This is a genomic window from Nocardia camponoti, assembly GCF_014646135.1.
Lineage (GTDB): Bacteria > Actinomycetota > Actinomycetes > Mycobacteriales > Mycobacteriaceae > Nocardia > Nocardia camponoti.
In genome coordinates, this window is the sequence record NZ_BMMW01000005.1 from 140,707 (window position 1) to 153,382 (window position 12,676).

Below are 12,676 nucleotides of genomic sequence, written 5' to 3' on the forward strand. Positions count from 1 at the left end.
TTCAAAGCAGTTCAAGTTTCAGGCACACCTGAGAGGGACCTGAGTACTACGCAGCGTAGACCAAAGCGGGCACTGCCTTGTGGCGGGGTCGGTTTCGACACTCCGCACTAAGGTTTCGGCTTGTCGCGACCTGCGGTTTGACCTGTCAGGGTTGCATTATCGCCGTTGTGGCGTGGGCGAGCGCGGCGTGTCGGCGCGGGGTGCGGCATACTCGGACACAGCGTTTCGGCCACTGCCGACGCGGCGAAATCATCGAACGAGAGAAGGTTGCCGACACCGTGTGCGGACTGCTCGGATTCCTGACAGCTGAGACGGCGACGACCGAGGTGGTCGATCAGGTGTACGACGCGCTGCACTGCCAGCGGCATCGCGGCCCTGATGAGAAGGGCACCTGGCACGACTCGCACATGATCTTCGGCTTCAACCGCCTGTCGATCATTGATATTGAGCATTCGCATCAGCCGTTGCGGTGGGGTCCAGCCGACAACCCGCAGCGCTACGCCATGACCTTCAATGGCGAGATTTACAACTACCTTGAGCTGCGCGAGCAGTTGGCCGCCCAGTTCGGTAGTGAGTTCCCCGACGGCAAGATCTTCAATACCGGTGGCGACGGCGAGGCGATTGTCGCGGCGTTCCACTTCTGGGGTCCGGAATCGGTGCGCAAGCTGCGCGGCATGTTCGCCTTCGCGATTTGGGATACCGAGACCGAGTCACTGTTCCTCGCGCGCGACCCGTTCGGCATCAAGCCGCTGTTCATCGCGACGGGCCCCGGCGGCACCGCGTTCGCGAGTGAGAAGAAGAGCCTCCTTGAGCTGCTGTCGCCGCTTGGGCTTTCCGACGAGCTCGACCCGCGCGCGCTTGAGCACTACACGGTGTTGCAGTACGTGCCCGAGCCCGAGTCGCTGCACCGCAACATTCGTCGCCTGGAATCGGGCACCTACGCCACCGTTCAGGTTGGCCAGGAACCGGTAACCACCCGCTACTTCCGCCCCGATTTCCGGGTGCGACCCTTCGCCGAAGGTGCCGAGCAGGAGCGCTACGCCGAAATCGCTGCCGCGCTTGAGGATTCGGTCGCTAAGCACATGCGCGCCGACGTGACCGTTGGTTCGTTCCTGTCGGGCGGCATCGACTCCACCGCCATCGCCGCGCTCGCCATGCGCCACAACCCGAACCTCATCACCTTCACCACCGGGTTCGAGCGTGAGGGGTACTCGGAGGTCGATGTCGCCGCCGAGAGCGCCGAACTCATTGGCGCGCGCCACATCGTGAAGGTCGTCTCGCCCGCTGAGTTCGCCGCCGCGATCCCCGAAATCGTGTGGTACCTCGACGATCCGGTCGCCGACCCGGCGCTTGTTCCGCTGTACTTCGTCGCGAAGGAAGCGCGTAAGCACGTCAAGGTCGTGCTGTCGGGCGAAGGTGCCGACGAACTGTTCGGCGGGTACACGATTTACCGAGAGCCGTTGTCGCTCAAGCCTTTTGAGTACCTGCCCGCCGGGCTGCGCAAGCTCGTCGGCAAGCTCGGCGACCGTATCCCCGACGGCAAGCGTGGCAAGTCGTTGTTGCAGCGTGGGTCGCTCACCCTGGAAGACCGCTACTACGGCAACGCGCGCAGCTTCAACGACGCTCAGCTGCGTTCGGTGTTGCGCGATTTCCGCCCCGAGTGGACCCATCAGGACGTCACCGCGCCGATCTACGCGGAGTCCAAGGGCTGGGACCCGGTCGCGCGGATGCAGCATCTTGACCTGTTCACCTGGTTGCGTGGCGACATCTTGGTCAAGGCCGACAAGATGACGATGGCGAACTCCCTTGAGCTGCGCGTGCCGTTCCTCGACAACGAGGTCATGCGGGTCGCCCAGGGCATCCCGTTCGATCAGAAGATCACCAACGAAACGTCGAAGTACGCGCTGCGTAAGGCACTCGACGGCATCGTCCCCGACCACGTCCTCAACCGCGCGAAGCTGGGTTTCCCTGTGCCGCTTCGGCATTGGTTGCGCGGCACGGAGCTTTACGAGTGGGCCGAGACGCAGATCGCCGAGTCTCAGACCGACCACTTGATCAACAAGGCGGCGGTGCTCACCATGCTGCGCGAGCACAAGGCAGGCATCTCCGACCACAGCCGCCGCTTGTGGACGGTTCTGGTGTTCATGGTGTGGCACGGCATCTTCGTAGAAGACCGCATCAAGCCCGAAATCCAGGAACCGACGTACCCGGTTTCGCTGTAATTCAAGATCAGCAGGCTCTCAGGGATTTTCCCTCTCGGGCGATGTTTACCTGAGAGCCTGGTGATCTTGGTCGTGCTAGAGGATCGTCGCGATTTCGTCGGCCGCGTCGGCGCCATACGCCTTCGTGAGGCGCTCAATCGCCTCGTCGCGGTTCAACGTCCACTCCTGAGTGCCCGTTGTCTCCAAAACCAGGACGGCGACAAGCGAGCCAAGCTGCGCCGCGCGCTCCAAGCTCAGCCCCGCGCGGTGCGCGGTGAGGAAGCCAGCGCGGAAACCGTCGCCGACGCCGGTCGGGTCGACTTTGGCCGTCTCGGGGACAACGGCAACGCGAACCTCGGTGCCGTCGGTGTCGACGACGAGCACACCTTCGCCGCCGAGCGTCGTGACGCGGATGCCAACCTTGCTCGCGACCTCTTCTTCCGACAGGCCCGTCTTCTGCAACAGCAACGCCCACTCGTACTTGTTCGTGAACAGGTAGGTGGCACCGTCGATGAGTTCGGCGGCCTGGTCGCCGTCAAGGCGGGCTAGCTGCTGCGACGGGTCGGCGGCGAACGCGAGACCCTGCTCGCGCGCCTGCCGAGTGTGGGCGACCATCGCGTCCGGGTCGTTGGCACCAACAAGCACCAGGTCGACGTCATGTTCGGCGGCGACAGCGGCGATGTCGATATCGCGAGCTTCGCTCATCGCACCCGGGTAGAACGACGCGATCTGCGCCATCGCCTCATCGGTCGTGCACACGAATCGCGCGGTGTGGGCCTTCTCGGAGGTGAGCACGCCGGCGCAATTGACGCCGTTGCCTTCCAACCACGCACGGTATTCAGCGAAGTCGGCACCGACCGCGCCAACAAGCACCGGCTGCTGCCCAAGCAACCCCATCGCGTAGGCGATATTGCCCGCGACGCCACCCCGGCGCACCTGCAGGTCGTCAACAAGGAAGCTCAGGGACACGTTCGCGAGCTGATCGGCAATCAACAGATCGGAAAACCGACCGGGAAACCGCATGAGATGGTCGGTGGCAATGGATGCGGACACAGCAACAGACACGAGGCGAGGCCCCTTCGACGATAGGCGGAAAACACGTAAGGCTGAGACAAAAAGTCTCAGCCTTACGGTAGCAAGGGGTCGTGGTGCGACTCGCCCGAAATCTTTAGTTGAAGCTGTCGCCGCAGGCGCAGGAGCCGGTGGCGTTCGGGTTGTCGATCGTGAAGCCCTGCTTCTCGATGGTGTCGACGAAGTCGATCGACGCGCCCTGGATGTACGGCGCGCTCATCCGGTCTACGGCCAGCTTCACGCCCGAGAACTCAACAACGATGTCGCCGTCGAGGACACGGTCGTCGAAGAACAGCTGGTAGCGCAGGCCAGCGCAACCGCCGGGCTGCACCGCGATGCGCAGGGCAAGGTCGTCGCGACCCTCCTGCTCAAGCAGCGCCTTCGCCTTGCTAGCTGCGGCGTCGGTCAGGGTCGCACCGTGGGTTTCGGTTGCGGTCTCGTTCTGCGAAGTCGTCATGAACACTCCTTGTTCGGTCAGCCCGTCAACGGGCAACGCCGTCGATACAGCTGCTATTCCCTATTTTGCCACCCCAGTAGCAACGCGAATACAGCGCCCAGGTGCGTTACCCCACCCTACTCGCGATTGTCGTCAGAGAGTGAGACGCGGGACACGGCAAAACAGACCACGTTTCCCGGTTGTCGGACCGATCGAATAGCCTGGTCGACGTGAAATTGTTCCGTCGCGGCGAGTCCAGCACCACCGACGAGTCCGTCGACTCCACGGTGACGGTGGTCGAAGAGCCCGTTACCTCCTCCCCCACGCCCGGCAAGGGCCGTCCCACCCCCAAGCGGCGCGATGCTGAGGCCCGGCGTCGCGGCCCGGTCGCGCCCGCGCCGATGACGGCGAAGGAAGCCCGCGCGCGTCGCAAGGCGTCGAAGGGCACCAAGGCCGACCGCAAGATCGCCGCCGCCGAGCGTCGTGCCGCGGTGAACGACCGTCGCGCGCGCATGCTCGCTGGCGAAGACAAGTACCTGCTGCCGCGCGATCAGGGCCCGGTGCGCGCGTACGTGCGCGACCTCGTCGATGCCCGTCGCAACCTCGTCGGCCTGTTCATGCCGATGGCGCTGGTGCTGATCATGTCGATGTTCGCCGTGCCGCAGCTGCAAAGCCTCGTCACGTTGGCGATGCTGGTGATGATGTTCTTCATGATCATCGAGGGCTTCATCCTTGGTCGCATCATCAACAACCGCGTCATCGCGCGTTTCCCCGACACTTCCGACACCGGCTTCAAGCTCGGCTGGTACGCGTTCGTTCGCGCGTCACAGATCCGCAAGATGCGTGCGCCGAAGCCGCGTGTGAAGCCCGGCGACGCGGTGTAGATCCTCGTTTCGTTGACCCCCGGTTGAGTGCGTCAACCGGGGGTTTTCTGTTTTCACCGGGCATAGAACATGCGGTCGCCGATGGCCTGCAAGTCCTGCCGCTGCCGCTGGGCGTCGCGGTCGAGCTCGCTTGGGCGCGAGTCCTTGGTGAACGCCATTCCGGCGATGATCAGTGCGCTGAGTGCAACGATGGAAATTACCATGGCTGAAAGTCTGCGCTCGTCTTGATCCTGCCAACAGTGGCAGTTCTGCCGTTGTACGCAAAGATTCAGCCAGCTACCGTAAGACGATGCTGAGTCGCGTCGCCGTCGTTCTCAATGGCCCTATGGCCATGTTCGAATTCGGCGTTATCTGTGAGGTTTTCGGCCTCGACCGCACCGCTGATGGGCTGCCCGGCTTCGACTTTCGGGTCTGCGGTGCTGAACCGGGCAAGCCGTTGCCATCAACGACGCCGGGTGTCACGGTCACGCCCGAGTACGGCTTAGACGAGCTGGTCAAGGCCGACCTCGTCGCGATCCCCGCCTTTCCGGCGAATCAGCCGCTGAACCCGGTGGTCGTCGACGCCGTGCGCACGGCGTCGGAAAACGGTGCGATCATCCTGACCGTCTGTTCCGGCGCGTTCCTCGCGGGCGCGGCTGGCCTGCTCGACGGCCGTAAATGCACGACGCACTGGATGCACGCCGACGCACTCGCCGCGAAATATCCCGCCGCGACCATCGACCCCGACGTGCTGTTCGTCGACGAAGGCAATCTCATCACCAGTGCGGGCACCGCCGCGGGCATTGACGCGTGTCTGCATCTCGTGCGTCGCGAGATCGGCACCGCCGCTGCAAACGGCATTGCGCGCCGCATGGTCGTGCCGCCACAACGCGACGGTGGTCAGCGCCAATTCATCGAACGTCCGGTGCCGGAATGTCATTCGCTTGGGTTGTCGGCAACGTTGGCGTGGCTCACCGAGAATCTCGCGCTGCCACACACCATCGACGACCTCGCCGCGCGCTCGCAAATGTCAACGCGCACGTTCGCCCGTCGCTTCGCCGCCGAGACCGGGACAACGCCGGTGAAATGGCTTACGACGCAACGTGTTTTGCTCGCGAAGCAGCTCCTTGAAGAGGGCGACTATGGGCTTGAACGCATCGCGACCGAGACAGGTTTCGGCTCAGGTGCGTTGTTGCGCCATCACTTTCAGCGCGCGGTGGGCATCGCGCCAACGGAGTACCGACGCCGCTTTGGCAAACGCGTAGACGCGTAAAGGCCCCAAAATCATTGCCTTGACAAATAACTCGGGAACCTGATCAGGTGAACGCATGCTTTTTGGGAGGGGCAACCTGCTCATGCGTGCCGTTATCGCGGCCACCGCCGCCGTCTTCGTCACCACCGCTACCGCTGGAAGCACGTCCGCAGCGCCGATCGGAATCGAAAAACACGCTCGCGCGGGCAGTTTCGAGGAACTGTGGGTGCCGTCAAGCATGGGCCCGATCAAGGTGCAGGTGCGATGGGCCGCGCGCGGCGGTTCGTCGGCGCTGTATTTACTCGACGGACTCCGCGCTCCCGCCGACCACAGCCAGTGGACCTCTGACACCGACGCGGTACGCCAATTCGCCAGCGACGACGTGACTTTGGTGTTCCCCGTCGGTGGCCACTCCAGCTTCTACACCGACTGGTACCGCCCGAGCAGCACCAACAACCAGCCCATCACGTACCGCTGGGAAACCTTCCTCACCCAGGAACTGCCGGATTTCCTTGCTGGATACGGGGTTTCGCGCACAAACAACGCTATCGTCGGCGCGTCGATGGGCGGCGGCTCGGCGCTTGTGCTCGCCGCGCACCACCGCGACCAGTTCCGCTTCGCCGGTTCCTTCTCCGGTTTCGTGAACCCGACCTACCCGAACTGGAACCTCGCGATGCGCGCCGCGATGACCGACGAGGGCAACTTCAACGTCGACGACATGTGGGGTCCAACAAGCGATCCCGCGTGGGCGCGTAACGACGCGACCGTGCAGATCGACCGGTTGCGCGGCCTGCCGGTCTACGTCATGACCGGCAACGGGGTGCCCGGCGTCGCCGATCTGTCCAACGGGTTCGGCAACACCGTCAACGCGATGGGGTTGGAGTCGATGTCGGTGATCGCGGCCGACATCTTCCGCGACCGTGCGGCGGCGGCCGGCGTTCCGGCGCGCGTCGACGTCATCAATGGCACCCACACGTGGCCGTACTGGCAGCAGGCACTCGCGACCGCACGCCCGATGATCTTGGCGGCGCTCGGCGTGTAGTTGCTACCGTGCTCGGCATGGCGCAACGCATCCTCGTCCTCGGCGGGGCTCGATCGGGTAAGTCGGCGTTCGCGGAGCGCCTGCTCGCCGACTGCGCGACGGTGCGTTACCTCGCGACGGCTGTGCTCGACCCGACCGACCACGATTTCGCCTCGCGAATCGAGGGCCATCGAGACCGGCGACCGACTACGTGGACGACGGTCGAAAACGCTTCTGCCGCAGACGTTTTGACCACGTCGGCCCCGGCAACGTTGCTAGACGACACCGGCACCTGGCTCACCGCCCGCATCGACGAACGGGACGCATGGGACAGCCCGCGTGGCACGGTAGCCCCGGATTGCGACGCGCTGGTAGCGGCGGTCGCCGCCCACCGCGACCGCTTGGTGATCGTGTCCCCGGAGGTAGGTCAGGGCGTCATCCCGCCCACCCGCAGCGGCCGCCTTTTCCGCGACGAGTTGGGCACCCTGAACCAGCGCTTAGCTGAGGTATGCGACGAGGTCTACTTCGTCATAGCGGGCCTCCCAACCCGCCTCAAATAGCGACCGCGCCGCACCGTGTCTGAGCACTCACTCGACAGTCAAGGTGCGCGCCAACACCGGCGACGAGAAAGCGTTCTCGGGCCCGATGGATTCCGGCGGTTAGTCACAGAACCTCCTCGCACCGACAGTGGTGAAACCGTTGGTCGCATGCAATCCCCCGCCCGGTCAGCGCGACCGCGCTGCATCGGGGCAAGATGTGCGGCGAGGAATTCTCTTCCAGGAAGGCTTGCCAGTGACTCACGGATTCGGCCCGGTCGTACCCCCGAACGCCGAGGTTCGCGCCGCCGCGCGCGAGCGGCAGCGTCAGCTGACGAAACCGGTCGAATCGCTCGGACGCCTTGAGGACCTGGGCAACTGGGTTGCCGCGTGCCAGGGCGTTGCCGTGCCGAAGCAGTTCGAGCGGGCGCGTGTTGTCGTTTTCGCGGGCGACCACGGCGTCGCCAAGCACGGCGTTTCCGCGTACCCGAGCGAGGTCACCGTCCAGATGGTCGGCAACTTCCTCGCGGGCGGGGCCGCCGTGAACGCCCTCGCCGCCGTGGCTGGTGCGACCGTGCGCGTCGTCGACATCGCCGTCGACGGCGAAACCGACCCCTCGGTCTCCGCACATAAAGTCCGACGCGGCAGCGGGTCAATCGACCGCGAAGACGCCCTCACCGAAGCCGAAGTCACCGCCGCACTCGCCGCCGGTGCCGCGATCGCCGACGAGGAAGTCGACGCGGGTGCCGACCTGCTCGTCGTCGGCGACATGGGCATCGGCAACACCACCCCCGCGACCGTCCTAATCGCGACGCTCACCGGCACCGAACCTGTCGCCGCCGTCGGGCGCGGCACCGGCGTTGACGACGCGGGCTGGATCCGCAAAGTCGCCGCGATCCGCGACGGGATGCGTCGCGCACGCCCGATCGCGACCGACCCCGTCGACCTGTTGCGGGTGGCAGGCGGCGCTGACCTCGCCGCGATGACCGGTTTCCTCGCCCAGGCCGCTGCCCGCCGCACCCCGGTGATCCTCGACGGCGTCGTCGTGACGGCCGCCGCGCTGGTCGCCGAAGACCTGTCCGCGTGCGCGAAGGCGTGGTGGGTCGCTGGTCACCGCAGCACGGAACCGGCTCACACGCTCGCATTGCGGCATCTGAGCTTGGAACCACTGCTCGAACTGAACATGCGGTTGGGCGAGGCATCGGGCGCGCTCACCGCGCTCCCGGTCCTGCGCGCGGCGGTGGCGACCCTGGCCGAAATGTCAACCTTCGCCGACGCGGGCGTGAGCACCGCCGACGAGGAACCAGCGTCGCCGAGCCTGACCAAGTAATGACGTGACCGGCATCGCCCTCGCTTTCTCGTGGCTCACCGTGTTCCCGATCAAGGGCCCAAACACCATCGACCGGAACGCGGCAGGTAAAGCGATCGCGGCCGCGCCCGTCGTCGGGCTAGTCCTGGGTGCGGTCGCGGCCGGCGCGCTGTGGCTCACCAGCCACGCGCTCACGCCCCTGCTCGCCGGGCTCATCGCCGTCGGCATCCTTGCCCTCCTCACCCGAGGCATGCACATCGACGGCCTCGCCGACACCATCGACGGCCTCGGTTCCTACGGCTCCCCCGAACGCGCGCGCGAGGTCATGAAGTCCGGCGGCGCTGGCCCGTTCGGCGTCGCCGCGCTCATTTTCGCGATCGGCATCCAGGCTGCCGCCTTCGCCCACCTCGCTGAGCAACACCGGTGGGCGGCCGTTGTCGCCGCCGTCGCGCTGGGTCGCGTCGCGGTGGTGATCGCCTGCCGACAAGGCATTCCCGCCGCCCCCGACGCTGGTTTCGGCGCACTCGTCGCGGGCACTCAGTCCAAGCTCACCGTCGGCGCGTGGACCCTCGTCGCGATCATCGCGTCGGCAGCAGCGACGACCTGGTGGCTCGGCCCGTTAGTCGCAATAGCAGCGTTAGCGATTACCGCATCAATCGTGACCCACTGCCTCAAACGCTTCGGCGGACTCTCCGGCGACGTCCTCGGCGCGACCGTTGAAATAACGACTTGTGTTGCGGCACTTGGCTTTTCGCTCAACTAGCCTAAAAAGCCGAATTGTCACAATTACGCATCGCGTCAACTATGGAATCGCACAGAACAACTCACTGACTGGTACTCGCCGCGACAGCCAGCACACGCGGAGCAATAAGCTAGTGGAATGTCGAATGAGCGCCTGTACTTCCGTCAACTGCTGTCGGGTCGAGACTGGGCCGTCGGCGACCCGATCGCGACGCAGATGCGTAACTTCGCCTATCTCATTGGCGACCGCGAGACCGGCGAGGCCGTTGTTGTCGACCCCGCTTATGCCGCCGCCGACCTGGTGAAAGCGGCCGAACAGGACGGCATGCGCGTCACCGGCGTCCTCGCGACCCACCATCACCCCGACCACGTCGGCGGTTCGATGCTCGGCTTCACCCTCGGCGGCGTGAAAGAACTGTTGGAGACAACGCAGGTCCCGGTCCACGTCAACAACCAGGAACTCGACTGGGTCGCCAACGTCACCGGCATCGCCCCTAGCGAACTGACCGGCCACGAGCACGGCGACAAGCTCAAGGTCGGCGACATCGACATTGAACTCTTGCACACCCCCGGCCACACGCCAGGCAGCCAGTGCTTCCTCGTCGACAACAAGCTCGTTTCCGGCGACACCCTGTTCGTCGACGGGTGCGGTCGCACCGATTTCCCCGGCGGCGATTCCGACGAAATGTTCCGCAGCCTGCGCAATCTCGCTGAGCTCGAAGGCAATCCGATGGTGTACCCCGGCCACTGGTACTCCGACCAGCCCAACGCGCACCTCGCGTCGATCAAGGACAACAACTACGTCCTGCGCCCACAAACGTTGCAGCAGTGGCAAGCGCTGATGCCGGGCTAGAACCAAGAACGGCCCGAGCGCAACCGCGCCCGGGCCGTTGTTCGCAGAGTTTTAGACCTTGCGCATCCAGTCGTGCTTGTCGGCGAAGGTGCCGCGCTGAATGCCGGTGAGCGTGTCGCGCAGCGCCATCGTGACCTCACCCGGCTCGCCGCCGCCAATGCTGAATTCCCCGTCGGGCGACTTCACCCAGCCAACCGGCGTGATCACCGCGGCGGTGCCACACGCGAACACCTCGCTGATCTCGCCCGACTCGGCACCTTCGCGCCATTCGTCGACCGAGATTTTGCGCTGCTCAACCGGGTAACCGGCGTCGGCGGCGAGGGTGAGCAGCGAGTCGCGGGTGATGCCGGGAAGCAGCGAACCCGACAGCTCCGGCGTCACGAGCTTCGCGTCGGCACCCTTGCCGAAAACGAAGAACAGGTTGTTGGTGCCCATTTCCTCGACGTACTTACGCTCGCACGCGTCGAGCCACACCACCTGGTCGCAACCTTCGTCGGTGGCCTGCGCCTGGGCGAGCAGCGACGCGGCGTAGTTGCCAGCGACCTTCGCCTCACCGGTGCCGCCGGGTGCGGCGCGCACGTACTCGGTCGACAACCACACGCGCACCGGCTTCACGCCACGCGGGAAGTACGCGCCCGCGGGCGAGGCGAGCAGCAGGTACTTGTACGCCGACGCGGGCTTCACGCCAAGCCCGGCCTCGGTCGAAAACATGAACGGGCGCAGGTAAAGCGAGTCTTCGCCACCGGCGGCAGGCACCCAGTCGGCGTCGACGTCGAGCAGCTGACGCACCGACTCTTCGAACAGCTCTTCGGGCAGCTCGGCCATCGCCATGCGCGCCGCCGACCGACGGAACCGCGCGGCGTTGGCGTCGAGCCGGAACGTGGCGATCGACCCGTCCGGCTGCCGGTACGCCTTCAACCCTTCGAAGATGGCTTGCCCGTAGTGAAAAACCATCGTCGCGGGGTCCATCTGCAACGGCCCGTACGGCTCGACGCGCGCGTTGCCCCACTGCCCGTCGGCGTAGTCGATCGACACCATGTGATCGGTGAAAAACCGGCCGAAACCGGGTGCCGACAGTACCTGCTCACGCTGCTGCGCCGATGTGGGCGCGGGATGCGGAATACGGGTGAACTGTGCGGCAACTGTCATGGTGCCGATCTTATCCGCTATTTAGTGTTCGTCTCGACGAAGGGCGGGCGAACTACTTCGCAGCGCAGGCGGCGGCCGCGCACGTCGACCTCGACCTCGTCGCCCGGGTTGAGACCCGCGTCGGTGTCGATCAGGGCGAGCGCGATGCCCACCTTCAGCGACGGCGAGAACGTGCCGGACGTGGTCTCGCCGACGGGGACGCCGTCGCGCAACACCGACTGTCCTTGGCGCAGCACACCGCGATCGAGTGCCTTGAGCCCGAGCAACGTGCGACGCGGGCCGTCGGCCTTTTCCTGGACAAGCGCGTCGCGGCCCCAGAACTCCGGCTTCTTCCAGCCGACCGCCCAGCCCGTGCGCGCCTGGTTCGGCGTGATGTCGAGCGACAGTTCGTGCCCGTGCAGCGGGTAGCCCATTTCGGTGCGCAGGGTGTCGCGCGCGCCGAGGCCGGCGGGCAGACCGTCGGCAGCGGTGACCGCGTCGACCAAGGCGCGGAAAACCAACGACGCATCAGCCCAGGTCGGCAGCAGTTCGTACCCGTGTTCGCCGGTGTAGCCGGTGCGGCACACGCGCACTGGGAAGCCCTGCCACTCGGCGTCTTCGTAGGCCATGTATTCCATGTCGGTCGGCAGGTCGAGCGCGGCAAGCACTTCCGCCGAGCGCGGGCCCTGCACCGCGAAAACGGCGTAGTCGCGATGCTCGTCTTCGACCGTGATCCCTTCGGGCGCCTTCTTGGCGAGTTCGGCGACGACGGCGGCGGTGTTGGCCGCGTTCGGTACGAGGAACACCTCGTCGTCGCTCACGAAGTAGGCGATGAGGTCGTCGATCACGCCGCCGTTCTCGTCGCAACACAGCGTGTACTGCGCTTTACCGGGGCGAATTCGCACGAGGTCGTTGGTGAGCGCCGAGTTAACGAACTCCGCAGCCCCCGGCCCCTTCACCGTTGCCTTGCCGAGGTGGCTCACATCGAAAAGCCCGACCGTGGTGCGAACCGCGTTGTGCTCGCCGACCGTGCCGCCGTACTGCACCGGCATCAGCCAGCCGCCGAACGGCGCGAACGTGGCACCCAATTCGACGTGAACAGCGTGGATGGGGCCTTCAAGCAGGGCGCTGGTGTCGGTCATGACGTGAGTTTATCGGCACACCCCGCACCCGACACCGTTGGTGCGCCCGGGAAATTGGGGTCTGTGCTCACCCGCGCGTGCCATCGATGATGAGTGAGAGGTTGCGACGAAACGCGTCGACGT

At 65.5% G+C, this 12,676-nt stretch carries 13 protein-coding genes; 8 read left to right on the forward strand and 5 right to left on the reverse strand.

Features of this window, described 5'->3' with window-relative positions; genetic code table 11:
* Nucleotides 1-278 precede the first annotated feature (278 nt).
* The gene (gene asnB / locus IEX78_RS21705) at nt 279-2,222 is read left to right on the forward strand and encodes an asparagine synthase (glutamine-hydrolyzing) (RefSeq protein WP_188830955.1); all 1,944 of its coding nucleotides are present in this window, start codon (nt 279-281) and stop codon (nt 2,220-2,222) included.
* Between the two features lie 75 nt (nt 2,223-2,297).
* On the opposite strand, the gene IEX78_RS21710 is transcribed toward asnB, so the two are convergent.
* Complete coding sequence (locus tag IEX78_RS21710) at nt 2,298-3,224, reverse strand: carbohydrate kinase family protein (RefSeq protein WP_373291642.1); 927 nt, start codon at nt 3,222-3,224, stop codon at nt 2,298-2,300.
* A gap of 145 nt (nt 3,225-3,369) precedes the next feature.
* The gene (erpA, locus tag IEX78_RS21715) at nt 3,370-3,729 is read right to left on the reverse strand and encodes an iron-sulfur cluster insertion protein ErpA (protein ID WP_188830885.1); all 360 of its coding nucleotides are present in this window, start codon (nt 3,727-3,729) and stop codon (nt 3,370-3,372) included.
* Between the two features lie 266 nt (nt 3,730-3,995).
* Here erpA and IEX78_RS21720 point away from each other — a divergent pair, with 266 nt between their 5' ends.
* Entirely contained in the window at nt 3,996-4,592 is a 597-nt protein-coding gene (locus tag IEX78_RS21720) for a DUF3043 domain-containing protein (protein WP_373291643.1), read from the forward strand.
* 53 nt (nt 4,593-4,645) lie between these two features.
* Here IEX78_RS21720 and IEX78_RS21725 read toward each other — a convergent pair whose 3' ends face one another.
* Nucleotides 4,646-4,795, reverse strand: a complete 150-nt coding sequence (locus IEX78_RS21725) for a hypothetical protein (protein WP_188830887.1) — start codon at nt 4,793-4,795, stop codon at nt 4,646-4,648.
* Nucleotides 4,796-4,881: 86 nt separating this feature from the next.
* Between IEX78_RS21725 and IEX78_RS21730 the strand changes: the two genes are divergently transcribed.
* From IEX78_RS21730 to IEX78_RS21755, 6 genes are all read left to right on the forward strand, one after another.
* Nucleotides 4,882-5,844, forward strand: coding sequence for a helix-turn-helix domain-containing protein (locus IEX78_RS21730; RefSeq protein WP_188830888.1), 963 nt, complete (start codon nt 4,882-4,884; stop codon nt 5,842-5,844).
* A 55-nt stretch (nt 5,845-5,899) separates the two neighbouring features.
* Entirely contained in the window at nt 5,900-6,865 is a 966-nt protein-coding gene (locus IEX78_RS21735) for an alpha/beta hydrolase (RefSeq protein ID WP_188830889.1), read from the forward strand.
* Between the two features lie 17 nt (nt 6,866-6,882).
* A complete protein-coding gene (locus IEX78_RS21740) occupies nt 6,883-7,404 on the forward strand; it encodes a bifunctional adenosylcobinamide kinase/adenosylcobinamide-phosphate guanylyltransferase (protein WP_188830890.1) in 522 nt (173 codons plus the stop codon).
* Nucleotides 7,405-7,636: 232 nt separating this feature from the next.
* A complete protein-coding gene (gene cobT / locus IEX78_RS21745; protein ID WP_188830891.1) occupies nt 7,637-8,710 on the forward strand; it encodes a nicotinate-nucleotide--dimethylbenzimidazole phosphoribosyltransferase in 1,074 nt (357 codons plus the stop codon).
* Between the two features lie 4 nt (nt 8,711-8,714).
* Complete coding sequence (locus IEX78_RS21750; protein ID WP_188830892.1) at nt 8,715-9,452, forward strand: adenosylcobinamide-GDP ribazoletransferase; 738 nt, start codon at nt 8,715-8,717, stop codon at nt 9,450-9,452.
* 117 nt (nt 9,453-9,569) lie between these two features.
* Nucleotides 9,570-10,283 (forward strand): MBL fold metallo-hydrolase, encoded by a 714-nt coding sequence (locus tag IEX78_RS21755; RefSeq protein ID WP_188830893.1) that lies wholly within the window; start codon nt 9,570-9,572, stop codon nt 10,281-10,283.
* Between the two features lie 51 nt (nt 10,284-10,334).
* On the opposite strand, the gene IEX78_RS21760 is transcribed toward IEX78_RS21755, so the two are convergent.
* On the reverse strand, nt 10,335-11,432 hold the full coding sequence (locus IEX78_RS21760) for a branched-chain amino acid aminotransferase (protein WP_188830894.1): 1,098 nt from the start codon (nt 11,430-11,432) through the stop codon (nt 10,335-10,337).
* A 17-nt stretch (nt 11,433-11,449) separates the two neighbouring features.
* The gene (gcvT, locus tag IEX78_RS21765) at nt 11,450-12,553 is read right to left on the reverse strand and encodes a glycine cleavage system aminomethyltransferase GcvT (RefSeq protein ID WP_188830895.1); all 1,104 of its coding nucleotides are present in this window, start codon (nt 12,551-12,553) and stop codon (nt 11,450-11,452) included.
* Between the last annotated feature and the right edge of the window lie 123 nt (nt 12,554-12,676).